The organism is Siccirubricoccus sp. G192, from assembly GCF_019084075.1.
GTDB lineage: Bacteria > Pseudomonadota > Alphaproteobacteria > Acetobacterales > Acetobacteraceae > G192.
Genome location: NZ_JAHREN010000001.1, coordinates 376,673 through 393,135 on the forward strand (window position 1 = coordinate 376,673; position 16,463 = coordinate 393,135).

Sequence of the window (16,463 nt, forward strand, 5' to 3'; positions counted from 1 at the left end):
ATAGAGCGAAACTGGCTCGTGGTGATGGGCCAATTCCCGACTATGTGGCCGGACCAGTCACCTCCGCATCCCCGCGAACCGGCATGCCGGAATTCGCCCGAACCGGCCGTAACACCCCGTCCGGTTTGCCATCAGGACTGGTGCTTAGGCTGAGAAGGGTCGAACAGCGCCGCTCCGCGACATGGGCACTTCAGAGCGAAAGCTCCTCACCATCCTCAACGCCATCCTGCGGGACCAAAAACCATGGCGAGCCGCTTGACCCGCAAGACAGTCACTCAGATGTGCAGAGCATGGCCGAGCGCCTTGCGTGCCGCCTCCTGCAGCGCCTCGCCTCGGGTGGGATGCGCATGGATGGTGCCGGCAAGGTCCTCCAGCCGTGCCCCCATCTCCAGCGCCAGGCCGAATCCGGCGGCGAGCTCGGAGACACCCCGGCCGACTGCCTGGATGCCGAGCACCAGGTGGTTGTCCGCCCGCGCGACCACCCGGACAAAGCCCTCCTCGTCGTCCTCCGTCAGTGCGCGGCCATTCGCGGAGAAGGGCACATGGCCCAGCCTCACCTCGTGCCCGGCCTGACGCGCCTCGATCGGCGAGAGGCCGACCGCGACGATCTCGGGGTTGGTGAAGCAGATGGCAGGGATCGCCACCTTGTCGAAGGCGCGGCGCTCGCCGGCGATGATCTCGGCCACCATCTCGCCCTGCGCCATGGCGCGGTGCGCCAGCATCGGCTCGCCCGTAAGGTCGCCGACTGCCCAGACGTTGCGCATGGAGGTGGCGCAGCGCTCGTCGATGCGGATGCAGAGACCGTTCATCGCCAGATCCAGCCGCTCAAGGCCGAAACCGCGGGTGCAGGGCCGGCGGCCCACGGCGACCAGGATCGCCTCTGCCGGGATTGCCCGTTCCGCGCCGCCCGGTGATCCGACCAGCAACGCGCCATCCGCTGCCAGCCCGCGTGCCTCGGTCCCGGTCAGCACCTCGATGCCGAGGCGCTCCATCCCGCGCAGCACGGGGCGCGTCAGTTCCGCGTCCCAGCCCGGCAGGATGCGCTCGGCCGTCTCCACTACTACGACATTGGCACCAAGGGCGGCGAAAGCCATGCCGAGCTCCAGCCCGATATAGCCCGCCCCCACCACAGCCAGGTGCGCCGGCACCTCCGGCAACGACAGCGCGCCGGTGGAGGACATCACGCGGCCCCCGATGGGCAGCGCCGCCAGCTCCAGCGGCTCCGAGCCCGTTGCCAGCAGCAGGTGCTCGGTGCGGATGGTCTGCGGCCCGGTATCGGTCTCGACGCGGCAGGTCTTGCCGTCGAGTATCTCCGCACGGCCATGCACCGTCCGCACCCCGCTCCGCTTCAGCAGGGCGGCGACGCCCGCGTTCAGGCGGTCCACGATGCCGTCCTTCCATTCCACCGCGCGCGCGAAGTCCAGGCTCGGCGCGCCGGCGGCCCGCAGCCCGAAGGCGGTGCCGCGGGCCTGCGCCGCGGCCTGCGCGAAGGCCCCGGCCACATGGATCAGCGCCTTGGAGGGGATGCAGCCGATATTGAGGCAGGTGCCCCCGAGCCGCCCCTGCTCCACCATCACCGTATCGCAGCCGAGCTGCCCCGCACGGATCGCCGCGGTGTAGCCGCCGGGTCCCCCGCCGAGGACGAGGAGCCTGGCCGTCATCTCGCCCATCTCAGTGTCCCATGAAGAGCAGCGCGGGGGTCTCCAGCAGCCCCTTGATGCGCTGGATGAAACCCGCCGCGTCATGGCCGTCGATGACGCGGTGGTCGAAGGAAGAGGAGAGGTTCATCATCCGGCGCGGCACGAAGCCGCCCTCCCGCCAGAGCGGCCGCACGGCCATCCGGTTGGTGCCGATGATCGCCACCTCCGGCCAGTTCACCACCGGCGTGCTGGCGATGCCGCCGAGCGCGCCCAGGCTGGTGATGGTGATGGTCGATCCGCCCAGCTCCTCGCGCGTCGCCAGGCCCTGCCGCGCCGCTTCCGCCAGGCGCCATGCCTCGGCCGCGCAGTCCCAGAGGTCGCGGGCCTCGGCATGGCGCACCACCGGCACCATGAGCCCGGAGGCGGTCTGGGTGGCGATGCCGATATGGACGCCGCCGTGCCGCCGGACCACCTGTGCCTCGTCGTCGTAGAGCGCATTCATCTGCGGAAATTCGGCCACGGCCCCGACCACCGCCCGCATGAGGAAGGGCAGCGGGGTCAGCTTCGGCCGGTCCGGCCCGGCGGCGCCGGCATTGAGCGCGGCGCGCAGCTCTTCGAGCGCGGTCATGTCCACCTCCTCCACATAGGAGAAATGGGCGATCCGGCGCGTCGCCTCCGCCATTCGCTCGGCTATCCGGCGGCGCAGGCCGGTGATCCTGATCGCCTCGATCCTTGTGTCGGCAACGCGCGCAGCCGGTGCCGGTGCGCCGCCATCGCCGGCGCGCAGGAAGGTGTCGAGATCCTCATGCAGGATGCGCCCTGCCGGGCCGCTGCCGCGGACCTGCCGGAGATCCACCCCCGCCTCCCGCGCGCGCCGGCGCAGGGCCGGCGAGGCGATTGGCTTCTCGCCCGCGGGCCGCGGCGGGCCGCCGGGCATGGGTGGCACCGCGGGTGGCATGGGCCGAGGTGGGGCTGGCGCCGTGGCTTCCGCGGGCCGCGGCGCGGCCGCCACTTGCGGTGGGGGTGGCGCTGTGGCGACGGCTGGCTGCGGCGCCGGCGGCGCTTCGTCCGCTGCGCCCGGCACCTCGAGCCGGATCAGCTCCCCGCCCACCGCCAGCATGCTGCCGACCTCGCCACCCAGCGCAGTGACCGTGCCGGTTGCGGGCGAGGGAATCTCCACCGTTGCCTTGTCGGTCATCACCTCGGCGATGGGCTCGTCTTCCCGGACCAGGTCGCCAACCCGGACATGCCAGGCGACCAGCTCCGCTTCGGCTACGCCTTCGCCGATATCGGGCAGCTTGACGATGCGGGTGCCCATCTCAGGCGGCCTCAACCACCGCCCGGAGGGCGCGGCCCACCCGGTCCGGGCCGGGGAAATAGTCCCATTCCTGAGCGTGCGGATAGGGCGTGTCCCAGCCCGTCACCCGCAGGATCGGCGCTTCCAGGTGGTGGAAGCAGCGCTCCTGCACCTGCGCCGACAGCTCGGCGCCGAAGCCCGAAGTGCGCGTCGCCTCGTGCAGGATCACGCAGCGCCCGGTCTTGCGGACCGAGCGCTCGATCGCGTCCACGTCCAGCGGCACCAGCGTGCGCAGATCCAGGATCTCGGCGTCCACCCCGGTCTCCGCCACCGCCGCCTCCGCGACATGCACCATGGTGCCGTAGGCGAGCACCGTCACGGCGCTGCCCTCGCGCCGCAGCGCAGCTATCCCGAGCGGCACGGTATAGTGCCCGTCCGGTGTCTCGGCGAGCGGATGCCGGGACCAGGGCACCACCGGCCGATCGGGATGGCCGTCGAAGGGTCCGTTGTAGATCCGCTTCGGCTCCAGGAAGATGACCGGGTCGTCGTCCTCGATGGCGGCGATCAGCAGGCCCTTGGCGTCGTAGGGGTTGGAGGGGATCACCGTCTTCAGCCCGCAGACATGGGTGAACAGCGCCTCCGGGCTTTGGCTATGCGTCTGGCCGCCGAAGATGCCGCCGCCGCAGGGCATGCGCACCACGACGGGCGCGGTGAACTCCCCGGCCGAGCGGTAGCGCAGCCGCGCCGCCTCGGAGACGATCTGGTCGTAGGCCGGGTACATGTAATCGGCGAACTGGATCTCGGCGACCGGGCGCAGGCCGTAGGCGCCCATGCCGACCGCGACGCCGACGATGCCGCCTTCCGAGATCGGCGCGTCGAAGCAGCGCGCGGCGCCGTATTTGCGCTGCAGCCCCTCGGTGCAGCGGAACACGCCGCCGAAATAGCCGACATCCTCGCCGAAGACGACGACACGGCGGTCGCGCGCCATCATCACGTCCATAGCGTCCCGGATGGCCTCGACCATGGTCCTGCGCGGCATGGCCTAGACCCCCATCTCCTGGCGCTGCTCGCGCAGGTGGCGGGGCATCTCCTTGAACACGTCCTGGAACATGGTGGCGGTGCTGGGCTTCGGGCCATCATGCAGGGTGCCGTGGGCCTCGGCCTCGCGCGCCGCCGCCAGCACCTCCTCCTCGATCTCGGCCTGAGACTGGGTGTGGCGCTCCTCGGTCCAGGCGCCCAGCACGATGAGGTGCCGCTTCAGCCGCTCGATCGGGTCGCCGAGCGGCCAGGCGTCCGACTCCTCCTTCGGCCGGTAGCGGGAGGGGTCGTCGGAGCTGGAATGCGGCCCCGCGCGGTAGGTGACCCACTCGATCAGGGTCGGGCCGAGGTTGCGCCGCGCCCGTTCCACCGCCCAGTCGGCAACGGCACGCACGGCGAGGTAGTCGTTGCCGTCCGCCCGCAGCGAGGGGATGCCGTAGCCATGCGCCCGCGCCGCGAAGGTGGCGCTCTCCCCGCCCGCGACCCCCTGGTAGGAGGAGATCGCCCACTGGTTGTTCACCACATTCAGGATCACCGGCGGCCGGTAGACGGAGGCGAAGACCAGCGCCGCGTGGAAGTCGCTCTCGGCGGTGGAGCCCTCGCCGATCCAGCCTGCGGCCACGCGCGTGTCGCCGCTGATCGCCGAGGCCATGGCCCAGCCCACGGCCTGCACGTATTGCGTGGCCAGGTTGCCGGAGACGGAGAAGAACCCCACCTCCCGCGCCGAGTACAGCACCGGCAACTGCCGGCCGCGCAGGCGGTCCTCCTCGTTCGAGAAGATCTGGCACATCATGTCCATCAGCGGCCAGTCCTGCGCGATCAGCAGCCCCTGCTGGCGGTAGGTCGGGAAATTCATGTCGCCCTTCCCGAGCGCCGTCTGGAAGGCGCAGGCGACGGCCTCCTCGCCGGTGGCCTGCATGTAGAAGGAGGTCTTGCCCTGGCGCTGCGCCATCATCATGCGCGCGTCGAAGGCGCGGGTCTTCATCATAGCACGCAGGCCGGCCTTCAGCGCGTCGGTATCCAGCCCCGGCCGCCAGGGACCGACCGCCTCGCCCCTGCGGTTGAGCACGCGGATAACGGAGTAGGCGAGGTCGTGGATGTCGTGTGCCGCAACATCCACCGGTGGCCGTCGCACCCTGCCAGCCTGCGGGATCGCGAGCCCACTGAAGTCGGGCCTGTCGCCGGGCCGAACCGGGGGTTCCGGGACGTGGAGCGACAGGGGTTTCCACTCGGTCATCGCATGCTCCCCGCATTGGCGGCGCGGAACGGCCAGCCGCTGCGCCAATGGCCTCTGCTCAGGCCGCGAGCCTACAGCGCGGATGTTCGGAAGTTGTCTTGAGTTTCCCGCGAACACCCAAGGTGAGGTGCCGAGCCCTGCATGGCCATTAACAATTCTGGCAGTCTCTGGATCATGGCATATTATTGCTGGTGTTCTACTGCTGCTCTCTTTCCCGGGAGCGCCATGGGGATGTCCGACCCGTGGATATTCAGCCGTCAGGGCGAGCTCGTTCATATGGCATTATCATGCCCGATCAGCCGCTTGGTCATAGGGGCGCCGAGCATCGCCGAGAGGTCGGCCCGCTGGCTGGCGAAGCCGGTCAGGGAGAGCCTGACCTCCGGCGCGAATCCCGCGGCCAGGTCGATGTCGCTGTCCGGACGAGCCTCCCCGCGGCGATGGCGCCGAAGGCCCACAGCTTGGCAATGCCCCGCTGCCACAGCGCGGGGTCTGGGCGCGCAGCCGGGCCAAGGCGGCGGCGAGGGCAGGAGGCTGGCGGTCCTGCTCGGCCAGTTGCCAAGCGGCTCCCACACGCAGATGCGTCCGGCGGTCGCATCATCCTTCAGGCGGGGCGCCCGCAGTGGGGTCTATAGTCGGTCTGCCCGGTGGGGGCGTGTGGCCGGGGGGCCGTACGGGCCGGGCGGGGGAAAGCCGAGATGCTCCATCCGTCCGGAACAGCACGCTTGCGCCCACGGCGCAGGCGCGAGGCGCTGAGGGTGATCGTGTCGGGCGCTTGGGATCCGGCGGCGCCCGGCTTCCGGCCAGACGGCCGCCCTTTGCGGGGCCCTCGGCCATGACCCTCAATCTCACGCTGGATTCGGTGCGCGATGCCGAGACCACGCCGCGCATCGCGGTAATCGGCGTCGGGGGTGGCGGCACAAACGCCGTCAACAACATGGTGGCGATGGGTCTCGTCGGCGTGGAGTTCGTGGTGGCGAACACCGATGCGCAGTCGCTGGCCCGGAGCGCCGCCGAGCGCCGGGTGCAACTCGGGATGCATCTCACCCAGGGCCTGGGGGCCGGCGCCAAGCCCGAGATCGGCCGGGCGGCGGCTGAGGAGGCGGAGGAGGAGATTCGCCGCTACCTCGAGGGCGCCCAGATGGCCTTCATCACAGCCGGCATGGGCGGCGGCACCGGCACCGGGGCGGCGCCGGTGATCGCCCGCATGGCGCGGGAGCGGGGCGTGCTGACCGTCGGCGTGGTAACCAGGCCCTTCGACTTCGAGGGGCCGAGGCGCCGCCATGCCGCGGAGGAGGGGCTGCAGGAGCTGCAGCAGCATGTGGACACCCTCATCGTCGTTCCGAACCAGAACCTCTTCAGGGCGGCGACCGAGCGCACCACTTTCGCCGAGGCCTTCAGGATGGCCGACAACGTCCTCCACATGGGCGTGCGCGGCGTGACCGACCTGATGGTCAAGCCCGGCCTGGTGAACCTCGACTTCGCCGATATCCGCACCGTCATGGCGGAGATGGGCAAGGCCATGATGGGCACCGGCGAGGCCGAGGGCAACGACCGCGCCTTGCGGGCCGCCGAGGCCGCGATCAGCAACCCGTTGCTGGAGGACGTCTCGCTGCGCGGCGCCCGCGGCGTGCTGATCAACATCACCGGCGGCGACGACATGACCCTGTTCGAGTTCGAGCAGGCCGCGAGCCGGATCGGCAAGGAGGTGGATGGGGACGCCAATATCATCGTCGGCTCGGCCTTCGAGGAGGGGATGGCAGGCCGCATCCGCGTTTCCGTCGTGGCCACCGGCATCGACCCCCTGGAGCCGACGGCGGGGCAGAGGAAGCCCGGTGCCGGCCGTGGGCTTCCCGCTCCGCCGGCCGTGCCATCTCCACCCACGCCGCCGCTGGCCCCTCCCCTGGCGATGCCAGCCAAGCTCGTTGCCGTGCCGGCTGATGCCAGCAAGCCAGGCAGCGTGGCGGCTGGCAAGGAGGCGCTTGATGTCCCGACCTTCCTGAGGCGCCAGCGCAACTGAGAGTCCGGCCATGAATCCGCACCGCAGCGGCTGGTGCGATCTGACAGAGGTGGTCGGATCGAGCTTGCGGAAGGCAGGAAGCGTCGCCATGCCGGGACCGCCGCGCGGAACCCAGCGGGGCGCTACCAATTTGGTGGTCGGCTCAGCAATCGGTGGCTTACCAGGAGGCCTTGCAGAACCAGTCCGCGAATACGATCGCGCTCCTCGGCCCCTGCAGATGCGGCGCCAGAGAGATCGCTCATGCGGATGTTGAGGCTGACAGCCAGGTCCAGGCACTGCTCGAAGGCCAGCTCGCTGGTGATCCGGGATCCGGCGTAGTCATAGGGGTCGCGCAGATAGGCCCGCATACGTCGGTAGAGCAGTGCGAGTTGCTGCTCTGCGGCTTCGATCGTCGGGGCCAGAACCTCTTCCTGCTTCCCCCCCGCTCGCCTCCGGTGCAGTGATGGCGGGGCAGGCTGCTCCCGCCGCGGTTCGCCAGCCCCTGCTGCGGACGAGGCACAGTCCGGGGACGGCGATGGAACCCAAAGCAAGGCCGAGGATCCAGACATCATCGAGCATGGGCTGGATGGTAGCACAGGCGCTGGGCTCGCATTTTTGCAGCCACAACACTGTGGCATCCAGGCCACGCAAATGCGCGTTGCCGACGATTGGGGGGGAGGTGGCGTGCAGCAAAGACACCTGCCCGCAGAAGCAGGCTGCCGCCGGACGATCCGGATTCCCGCCCGGATGCTCGTCACTGCGTCGGGGAGTGACGCCACATTCGGTGCCTGGCCGACTTTGGCGCTATGCTGGGGCTGCTCGCCTTGCCCTGGGTCGGGAGCGGCTGGGGTCCAGTAGCAGGCCCATCGCCGTGGCGGGAACGTGGGACAACGGCCCTAGAATACGAGATCCGAGGCCAAGAGGTGCAGAACGCCGGCCAGGAATACCGTGTCTCCCGCCGTACCGTAGGTCACCAGGAGGCCAGTATTGCCGTCGATGACGACGGCCTGGGTCGAGACCTCGGCGGCGGAGATGCCGTGGAAGGCCAGGCGGTCCACTCCCGGCATGAAATCGGCGATGGTGTCGTGTCCGTCACCGGGCCTGAAGACGAAGCTGTCAGCTTCGCCGCCGCCGGACAGGAGATCGTCACCCCGGCTGCCGATGATGGTGTCTTGCCCGCCGGCGCCATGGATGAGGTCGGTACCCGCGCCACCATTGGCACGCAGCGACGTCAGGCCTTGCGCCGTGATGGTGTCATTGCCGCCGCCGGCAGTGACGGCGGCGAAGGAGAAGCGGCCGTCATAGGGACCGTCCCGGAGATCACCGGCATCCAAGCCCGCATCGAAGCTCGAATGACCCATGGATGTCACCAGGATTGTGTCGTCCCCAGCTCCGGTGGCGATCACCATGGTATTCGCGGACGTGCCGCCCATGTCGCTATGGGCGTCCCAGACCACATGGTCATCACCGCCGCCGGTCGTCACTGAGCCATGCTTCGCACCGATGGCGAGCACATCGAGCGCGACGGGGCCTGCGGTGTGGAAGTCAAGCTCCAGGTCTTTGAAGTTGGTGAAGGCCAGCTTCGGCGCGTATTCGGGGTCCCAGGATGCCGGCGCACTCTGGACGGCCGTGACCGAGTTCCAGCCGCCGGTCGCGGCGAAGGCCGCGTAATCGATGCCCTCGATGAGCCGTGGTCCGATGCGGACCATCGGCTCGAAGCTGCTCCACGCGCCGAGAGGCGCCTGGAAGAGCGCCGGGGGCAGCATGCCTGGATCAGGATTCGGAGGTGGAGGACTCGTCCCGGACGGCAACGGCGCCACGGCCGCACCGCCGGAGACGCTGTACCCTGTTGGATTGATCGACCCCATGCACCGGTGCTCCGTCAGGACGCCGGCACATCACGGGTCCGTGAGCAAGCGATAGCGCTTGCGGCCCTGGCAAGGCAACCCTATTCGAGCCGGAGCAGGAAGGAGCCGGGATCTCCCTCCGCGTGGCGGTTACGTGGTATCGTGGCAAGGGTCAGGCGAACAGGAGATCAGCGGCCCCCAGCTTTGCCACAGAAGCCAGGAAGACACTGGCGCCCAGAGCGTCGTAGGTCACCAGGAGGCCGGCTGTGCCGAGTTCAGTTGCCTTCGTGGTGTGTATCGCCGTGTCAGCGACGCCCTGAAACTGCAAAACATCCACTCCGGACCTGAAGTCCCGGATCACGGCATGGCCGGCTCCGGGGGGCAAAGACGAAGGTATCCTTGCCAGTACCTCCGGAGAACTCGCCGCCACCCGATCCGGCAATGATCGTGTCGGCGCCGGCGCCTGCTTTGATAGAGCCGTAGCCGCTGCCTCCATGGGCAATCAGCTTCACCCAACCATCAACGACGATGGTATCGTTGCCGTTGCCCAGGAAGACCTCGGCGGCCGATTTGTTCCCCGTGTAGCTGGGATTCCAGAGGCTGCCGTCTCCACTGTTGTGGCCATCGTCGAGGGTTGACAGGCCGGCCGCGCTGACCCGGACGGTGTTGTTTCCCTGACCGGTGCGGATGACCATCGTATTCTCTGAGATGGCACCTCCATTGGAATGGGCAATCCAGGTGAAGACGTCGTCGCCGTCACCGAGCGTCACCTCGCCACGCTTTGCACCGATTTCGAGGATGTCGAGGTCTCGCGTCCCGGCCGCACGGAGGTCGAGCTTGGCCACCACGAAATTGTCGTAGGCGAGGTGCGTATCATACCTGACGTCCCAGGCAGGAGGCGCCGCCTGAATTCCTTTCACCGTGTTCCAGGCTGCGGCTGTCGCGGTGATGGTATAGGTCTGGCCGCCGAAAATCTGGTCGGAGACAGTGACCGCGGCCGGGGCAGCGCCCCAATTCGTGCCATTGCCGATCTGTGCCGGCGGCGCGGTGGGCATCAGTGCCATCGCGCCGCTGTCGAGCATGATGTCCCCGGTCGAGAGCCCGGCAAGCCCGGCAAGGAAGATGCGGGCGCCTCCGTAGCTCACCGTCAGCCCCCCTGAGGCGGCATCGTTGATGCTGACCTGGCTGGCCGCCACGCCGTGGATCAGCAGCATGTCCTGACCACTCGCGAAATCGGCGATGATGTCGGCCCCGTCGCCATCCCAAAGGATGAAGGTATCGGTCCCACCTCCGCCAGTGAGGGTGTCATTGCCCTTTCCGCCGGTGAGCGTGTTGCTGACCTCATTCCCGATGATCGTGTCGGCCTGTGCGGTCCCGACGGCATTGCGCACGAGCGAGGCAGGATTTCCATCGGCCTCCAGGGCATTGAAGACATTGCCGCGGGCATAGTGGCCGTCGCCGAGGTAGGAGAGTTGCGTCTGGGAGGTGACGGACCACTGGCCCGGGCGGAGGTCGGCCGAGACGCCGGTCGCATAGTTCGAAAAGTCGTAGGTGGCGTCCGCACCGGCGGTCCAGACGGTGAGGAAAATGCGGTTGGCGCTGCCCCCCGGCGCCGTTGCCAGGTGCCCCCTGGCCGACGCCATTGATGAACATTTCTCCGGTGACAGGGCTCCATTGGTACACATCGGATAGCCCCACCCTGTCATAGTTGGCGCCGTAGAGGGCCTGCAGGGCGGCGATGTCGAGCATCATGGGCGTCTGTGCTGCGCCCCAACGCTCATAGGTGTCGGCAAGTGTCGTGCTGCCGATATAGCTGCGGTAGCTCATTGCCGTGAATTCCTGGCCGTCCCGGTCGGACGGGACCGCGACATCCGCAACGCCCCCCTGTTCGTTGCCGTGCTTGAGGCCGAGCGCGTGCATCAGCTCATGGAGCTCGGAGTGGTAGGCATAGTTGCCAAGGACGGGATTGCGGTAGTCGAACTCGGTGCCGGCGTAGGCTGTGCCGAACCACACGTCACCCGAGATATCATGGAGCCCGGGATAGTAAGCCCATGCGGTCGGGGGCTTGCTGGACTGAGCCAGCCGGATGTCGGCGTCGCCGAAGCCCGCGTCGAAAATGTCGAGATGGGTGAACCAGGTCACCGACATGGCGCGCTCGGCGCTGTTGCCGCCGGCGTAGCTGGACGACCCCGTGAGGATGCAGCGCGCCGCCTGCATCTGCGCGAAGGAGACCTGGGCGAAGTTGCTCTCCGCTTCGGAGGCTCCCTCATAGATCAAGGCCGTGTCGGGAAAGGAGAATGAGACGGGCCCGTTCCACTTGGAGCCGCAGAGCACCCCGTCGATATAGGCGTCACCCGCGGGAGAGACCTGGCTGATGCCCGCAGCGAAAACAACCGTTTCCGGCATTTTTTGCCCCTCCTATACAACTTTGAAGGGTAACGCCGTGGCCCTTACTCGTGGCGTCACGGTCGCGTGCAGGGAGAGCCCTGGACCAATTCGTGGCGGATTCAGCCTTTCGGGAGCAGTGCCCGAAGTGGCCATGGTGCCACATAGGAGCGGTCCCGAAAGTAGATGCGGCAGAAGCCGTCCAGGAATCCGCCTTCAGGACGGAATCCGGGCTGGACGGGGCTGTTGAGCCCTGCGACATCCTCATCCATTGACTCCGCCCGTCGGCCACGGGCGGAACACCGCTCATCTGGTCAGACACCCTGTCTCTCCCCTGCCAGCCAGGGGTGGCTGGGTTCCTGACGTCGCCGCCGGATGGGTTTTGCATGTCGCCCGACAGCCGCCCGGGCCGAGGAGCTGGGGGCCTACCGCTCGGTCCGACGCGCCTTGCAGAAAGGCGGTGGCTTTCTGCGCTGGTTAGTCGGGCGAAGTGATCCCCGATGGCCGGGCTCGGCGTTTTGGCAATGGCATCTTCGCTTCTGCTGCCTCTCCCGGCTCCCCCCGCGTCGCCCCGTAAACCTGGCTCCACGGTCACCTCGCGCGCATTCAGCGGCGCGGCGCATTCCGAGCAGACCATGACCGGATCGAACAGGTGCCCGCAGAGCTTGTGCCGGTGCAACAGGGGGCGGCGCCCGTCTTTGGCCATGTGGACGTCACCCCAGTGCACGATCGCCATGAGCACGGGGTAGAGGTCGAGGCCGCGGGGCGTCAGGCGGTACTCGTGGCGTACCGGGCGCTCCTGGTAGGGCACCTTCTCCAGCACCCCCGCGTCCACGAGCTTCTGAAGCCGTTCGGCAAGCACGGGACGGGTGATCCCCAGCCGCTCCTGGAACTGCTCGAAGCGGCGCACGCGCAGGAAGCACTCCCGCAGGACCAGCAGGGTCCAGCGGTCGCCGATCACGGATACCGTCCGGGCCACTGAGCACTCCTGCTCGCCCAACTCCCGCCAACGCATCGACCACTCTCTCCCCGAGGCCCAAGCCGCCGGACAACTTTATGCTTGACGGGTTCAGATTTCAAACGCACCTTCCGACTGTAAGTTCAAAAATCAAACTCAGGTAGGAGACGCATGGCGACCCAAGGAACGGCCCCCTCCCTCGATCACAGGCTCGCCTCGGCCATGGCGGCCCTGCCCGCCAGGATCGACCAGGTGATCGAGCCTTGGGCCGAACGCACGCCGGACGCCCCTGCGCTGGCCGAAGAGGGGCGGGCCTGGACCTACGGCGAGCTCGCCCGGAACGTCGGCTTCCTCCGCGACTGGCTGCGGCAACACGGCGTCCGGCCCGGCGACCGGGTCATGGTGGTGGCCGAGAACGGTATTGCCCAGGCCGTCCTGATCCTGGCGATCTCGGCGGCGGATGCCTGGGTCGTGAACGTCAATGCCCGCCTCAGCGCGCGCGAGATCGACCTGATCCGAGACCACTCCGGCGCGCGGCGCGTGCTCTACACCGCCGCCGTCTCCCCCGACGCCCGCGCCCATGCCGAGCGGCACGGCGCCGCACTCCTCGACCTACCCGATGTCGGCCCACTGGCGCTCGGGCCCTTGGCGCCGGACGTGGTGCCCGAGCCCGCGGCCACCGACCCGGCAAAGCAAGTCGCCGTGCTGCTTTACACCTCCGGCACGACCGGGGCGCCCAAGGGCGTCATGCTGTCCCACCACAACATCCTGTTCATCGCCACGACCGCCCGGGTGATGCGCAAGATGGGGCCCGGCGACCGCCTCTACGGTATCCTGCCGCTCGCGCACATCGTCGGCTTCTCCACGGTCCTGACAGCCACGCTGATGTCCGGCGGCTCGGTGCACTTCGCGCCGCGCTTCCAGCCCGAGGCGGCGCTCGCCACCCTGGAGCGGCAGCGCATCACCCGGTTCCTCGGTGTCCCGGCGATGTTCCAGCGCATCCGCGAGCACTGCGCCACGAAGGGCGTGACCCGGCTCGACCTGCCCGACCTGGCGCTGATCTCCGCTTCCGGCGCGCCCCTCGACCTCGACCTGAAGGAGGGGATCGAACAGCTCTTCGGCCTGCCGCTGAACAACGGCTACGGCATCACCGAATGCTCGCCGACCATTGCGATGACCTCGTCCGACAAGCCCCGCCGCGACGAGTCCGTGGGCGAGCCCATTCCGGGCATCGAACTCCGCCTCCTCGGTCCCGACCACCAGCCCGTCGCCCCGGGCGAGGTCGGCGAGATTCATGTCCGCGGCCCCGGGCTCATGCAGGGCTACTACCGCGCCCCGGATCTGACCGCCGCGGTGATCGACGCGGAGGGCTGGTTCAACACCGGGGACCTTGCCCGGATGCAGGACGGGGCGCTTTGGATCGTCGGCCGCAGCAAGGAGCTGATCATTCGTTCCGGCTTCAACGTCTACCCGCCCGAGATCGAGGCAGTGCTCAACGCGCATCCGGATGTCACGCTCTCCGCCGTGGTCGGGCGCAAGGTGCCCGGCAACGAGGAGGTGGTCGCCTTCGTCCAGCTGCGCCCCGGCGCGGCCACCAGCGCAGCAGGCCTCGCCGCCTTCGCCGCCGCGCGGCTCGCGCCCTACAAGCGCCCGGCCGGGATCGTCCTGCTCGATGCCCTGCCGACCAACCCCACCGGCAAGATCCTGAAGCAGCAGCTGGCCCAGCAGGCGGCAAGCGGGCCCGCGCCAGACGAGGCCAGATCATAACGAGGAGACGACCAGGATGGATACCCCACGCAACGCCTCCGCTGCCGTAGTCGGTGCTGGCGACTTCATCGGCGGCGCCATCACGCGCCGCTTCGCGGCGGGCGGTTACGCCGTCCTCGCCGGGCGCCGCAACGGCGAGAAGCTGGCGCCGCTGGTCGCCGAAATCGAAGCGGCGGGCGGCCGGTGCAGCGGCCACACCCTCGATGCGCGGAAGGAGGAGGCCATCATCGAATTCCTGGCCGAGGCCGAGCGTGCCGCGCCGCTCGAGGTCTGCGTCTTCAACATCGGCGCCAACGTCAACTTCCCCATCCTCGACACCACCGAGCGTGTGTTCCGCAAGGTCTGGGAGATGGCCTGCTACTCCGGCTTCCTCGCCGGGCGCGAGGCGGCCCGCCTGATGCTGCCGCGCGGCCGCGGCACCATCATCTTCACCGGCGCCACCGCCAGCCTGCGCGGCGGCTCCGGTTATGCAGCCTTCGCCAGCGCGAAGTTCGGCCTCCGGGCCGTGGCGCAGAGCATGGCGCGGGAGCTCGGCCCGAAGGGCATCCACGTCGCCCACCTGGTGATCGATGCGGGCGTGGACACGGCCTGGGTGCGCGAGCGGCGGCGCGAGCGAGGCCAGGACAGCTTCGAGGCCGACGAGCTGGTGAACCCGGCCTCCATCGCCGAGACCTACTGGCAGCTGCACCTGCAGCCGCGCGACGCCTGGACGCATGAGCTGGACCTCCGGCCCCATGGGGAGAAGTGGTGAGATGAGCGAGATCGAGTTCCACTTCGACTTCGGCAGCCCGAACGCCTACCTCGCCCACCGGGTCATCCCGGAGATCGAGCGGCGAACCGGGGTGCGCTTCCGCTACGTGCCCATCCTGCTCGGCGGCGTCTTCAAGGCGACGGGCAACCGCTCCCCGGCGGAGGCCTTCCGGGACATCCCGAGCAAGCGGGCCTTCATGGAGCTGGAGACGCGCCGCTTCCTCACGCGGCACGGCATCACCGACTTCCGCCGCAACCCGCATTTCCCGGTGAACACGCTCACCCTCATGCGCGGCGCCGTCGCGGCCCGGCACGAGGGATGCTTCGAGCGTTATGTCGAGGTCGTCTTCCACAACATGTGGAGCGAGCCGAAGAAGATGGACGAGCCAGAGGTCATCCGGTCGGTCCTCGCGGACAACGGCCTCGATGCCAAGCGCCTGCTCGAGCTTGCTCAGTCCCCCGAGGTGAAGCAGGAGCTGGCGCACAACACCGAGGCATCGGTCGCCCGCGGCACCTTCGGCTCGCCAACCTTCTTCGTCGGCGAGGAGATCTTCTTCGGCAAGGACCAGCTGCGTGACGTGGAAGAGGAGGTGCTCCGCCGCCGCGGCTGACCGCTCGGCTGGTCCATACCCCGCCTTTCACACCGCAGCCCCAGAAGCGCCGGCATGATGTTGCTCACCTCTCCTGGCAGGTGGTCTCCATCTACCAGCGCCGGCATCGGCTTGCCGGGGTGGTGCCAGAGCGCCCTGCCATACGCGCGGCTGGCCTGGCCAGGTCTCAGATCCTGTCGTGATGTGTCGAGGCACGTCCCAGGAGCGGTGCCACGATCGCCGCGTGTTCCCGCAGATCGCGTTCCACCGCAGCGCCCGCTGCGGCCGCATCATGTGCATCCAACGCCTGCAGGAGATCGTCGTGTGGGTGGCCGGCGGGCGACACGGGACGCGGTACGGTGGAGAGGAGGCTGATCGTCGGGCCGGCTTGGGTCCACAGGTTCTCGACGACCCGTCGGAGAACCGGCATCCGGGCAATCTCGATCACCCCGAAGTGGAAGCGCTCGTTCTCGGCCAGGACCGTGGCCGCATCCCCCGCGCGCCGTGCTTGCATCAGGCGGGCGTGGATGGCGCGGAGGGCCTCGATCTGCTCCGGGGTTGCCAGGGCGGCCGCGCGTGCCGCCGCGCGTCCCTCCAGTTCGATGCGGAGTTCCATGATCTCCTCGTAACGCTCCGGCAGGAGCTGCGGCACCCAGGCAATGCCACGGGCATCCAGATCCAGCGCGCCTTCCGAGACCAGCCGGAGCAGGGCCTCGCGCACCGGAGTCAGGCTGACCCCGAGCTCAGCGGCCAATTGGCGGTGGACCAGCTTCTGCCCAGGCACGAGCCGTCCGCCGACCAGAGCGCTGCGTAGCCGCCCATAGACCTTCTCCGTGAGCGTCACCTCACGGTCCACGGGCAGGAAGGTCGTGTCAGCCGCCATGCCTCGCTTCTCCGGGGGTTGGGGTTGACCTGTCAAGCGATATGCTGTTTGATATAGCAAATATCATATCATTGC

13 protein-coding genes and 1 pseudogene are annotated in these 16,463 nt (G+C 68.7%); 4 read left to right on the top strand and 10 right to left on the bottom strand.

From position 1 onward, the window contains the following. Nucleotides 1-275 precede the first annotated feature (275 nt). From lpdA to KSF81_RS01780, 5 genes are all read right to left on the bottom strand, one after another. Nucleotides 276-1,661 (bottom strand): dihydrolipoyl dehydrogenase, encoded by a 1,386-nt coding sequence (gene lpdA, locus KSF81_RS01760; RefSeq protein WP_254453315.1) that lies wholly within the window; start codon nt 1,659-1,661, stop codon nt 276-278. A 10-nt stretch (nt 1,662-1,671) separates the two neighbouring features. Beyond that, nucleotides 1,672-2,958, bottom strand: a complete 1,287-nt coding sequence (locus KSF81_RS01765) for a dihydrolipoamide acetyltransferase family protein (RefSeq protein WP_217377471.1) — start codon at nt 2,956-2,958, stop codon at nt 1,672-1,674. A gap of 1 nt (nt 2,959) precedes the next feature. Further along, nucleotides 2,960-3,976 carry an alpha-ketoacid dehydrogenase subunit beta gene (locus KSF81_RS01770; RefSeq protein ID WP_217377472.1) on the bottom strand — a complete coding sequence of 339 codons (1,017 nt, stop codon included), beginning with the start codon at nt 3,974-3,976 and terminating at the stop codon, nt 2,960-2,962. 3 nt (nt 3,977-3,979) lie between these two features. Further along, on the bottom strand, nt 3,980-5,212 hold the full coding sequence (locus KSF81_RS01775; protein ID WP_217377473.1) for a 3-methyl-2-oxobutanoate dehydrogenase (2-methylpropanoyl-transferring) subunit alpha: 1,233 nt from the start codon (nt 5,210-5,212) through the stop codon (nt 3,980-3,982). A gap of 272 nt (nt 5,213-5,484) precedes the next feature. Continuing rightward, nucleotides 5,485-5,667, bottom strand: a complete 183-nt coding sequence (locus KSF81_RS01780; RefSeq protein ID WP_217377474.1) for a hypothetical protein — start codon at nt 5,665-5,667, stop codon at nt 5,485-5,487. Between the two features lie 377 nt (nt 5,668-6,044). Between KSF81_RS01780 and ftsZ the strand changes: the two are divergent. Continuing rightward, a pseudogene (gene ftsZ / locus KSF81_RS01785) lies at nt 6,045-7,181 on the top strand (cell division protein FtsZ); the annotation flags it as partial. A 170-nt stretch (nt 7,182-7,351) separates the two neighbouring features. Here the strand turns inward: ftsZ and KSF81_RS01790 are convergent. From KSF81_RS01790 to KSF81_RS01805, 4 genes are all read right to left on the bottom strand, one after another. After that, on the bottom strand, nt 7,352-7,576 hold the full coding sequence (locus tag KSF81_RS01790; RefSeq protein ID WP_217377476.1) for a hypothetical protein: 225 nt from the start codon (nt 7,574-7,576) through the stop codon (nt 7,352-7,354). Between the two features lie 528 nt (nt 7,577-8,104). Continuing rightward, on the bottom strand, nt 8,105-8,974 hold the full coding sequence (locus KSF81_RS01795) for a calcium-binding protein (protein ID WP_217377477.1): 870 nt from the start codon (nt 8,972-8,974) through the stop codon (nt 8,105-8,107). A 386-nt stretch (nt 8,975-9,360) separates the two neighbouring features. Continuing rightward, nucleotides 9,361-10,761, bottom strand: a complete 1,401-nt coding sequence (locus KSF81_RS01800) for a M10 family metallopeptidase C-terminal domain-containing protein (protein ID WP_309139441.1) — start codon at nt 10,759-10,761, stop codon at nt 9,361-9,363. A gap of 644 nt (nt 10,762-11,405) precedes the next feature. Further along, complete coding sequence (locus KSF81_RS01805; protein WP_217377479.1) at nt 11,406-12,455, bottom strand: helix-turn-helix domain-containing protein; 1,050 nt, start codon at nt 12,453-12,455, stop codon at nt 11,406-11,408. A 165-nt stretch (nt 12,456-12,620) separates the two neighbouring features. Here KSF81_RS01805 and KSF81_RS01810 point away from each other — a divergent pair, with 165 nt between their 5' ends. Genes KSF81_RS01810 through KSF81_RS01820 form a run of 3 tightly spaced genes read left to right on the top strand, consistent with a single transcriptional unit; the run spans nt 12,621 to nt 15,526 of the window. Beyond that, a complete protein-coding gene (locus KSF81_RS01810; RefSeq protein ID WP_254453316.1) occupies nt 12,621-14,165 on the top strand; it encodes a class I adenylate-forming enzyme family protein in 1,545 nt (514 codons plus the stop codon). Nucleotides 14,166-14,181: 16 nt separating this feature from the next. Beyond that, on the top strand, nt 14,182-14,916 hold the full coding sequence (locus KSF81_RS01815) for an SDR family oxidoreductase (protein WP_217377481.1): 735 nt from the start codon (nt 14,182-14,184) through the stop codon (nt 14,914-14,916). 1 nt (nt 14,917) lies between these two features. Next, nucleotides 14,918-15,526, top strand: a complete 609-nt coding sequence (locus tag KSF81_RS01820; protein WP_217377482.1) for a 2-hydroxychromene-2-carboxylate isomerase — start codon at nt 14,918-14,920, stop codon at nt 15,524-15,526. Between the two features lie 166 nt (nt 15,527-15,692). Here the strand turns inward: KSF81_RS01820 and KSF81_RS01825 are convergent, their stop codons facing one another. Then, the gene (locus tag KSF81_RS01825; RefSeq protein WP_217377483.1) at nt 15,693-16,388 is read right to left on the bottom strand and encodes a GntR family transcriptional regulator; all 696 of its coding nucleotides are present in this window, start codon (nt 16,386-16,388) and stop codon (nt 15,693-15,695) included. Between the last annotated feature and the right edge of the window lie 75 nt (nt 16,389-16,463).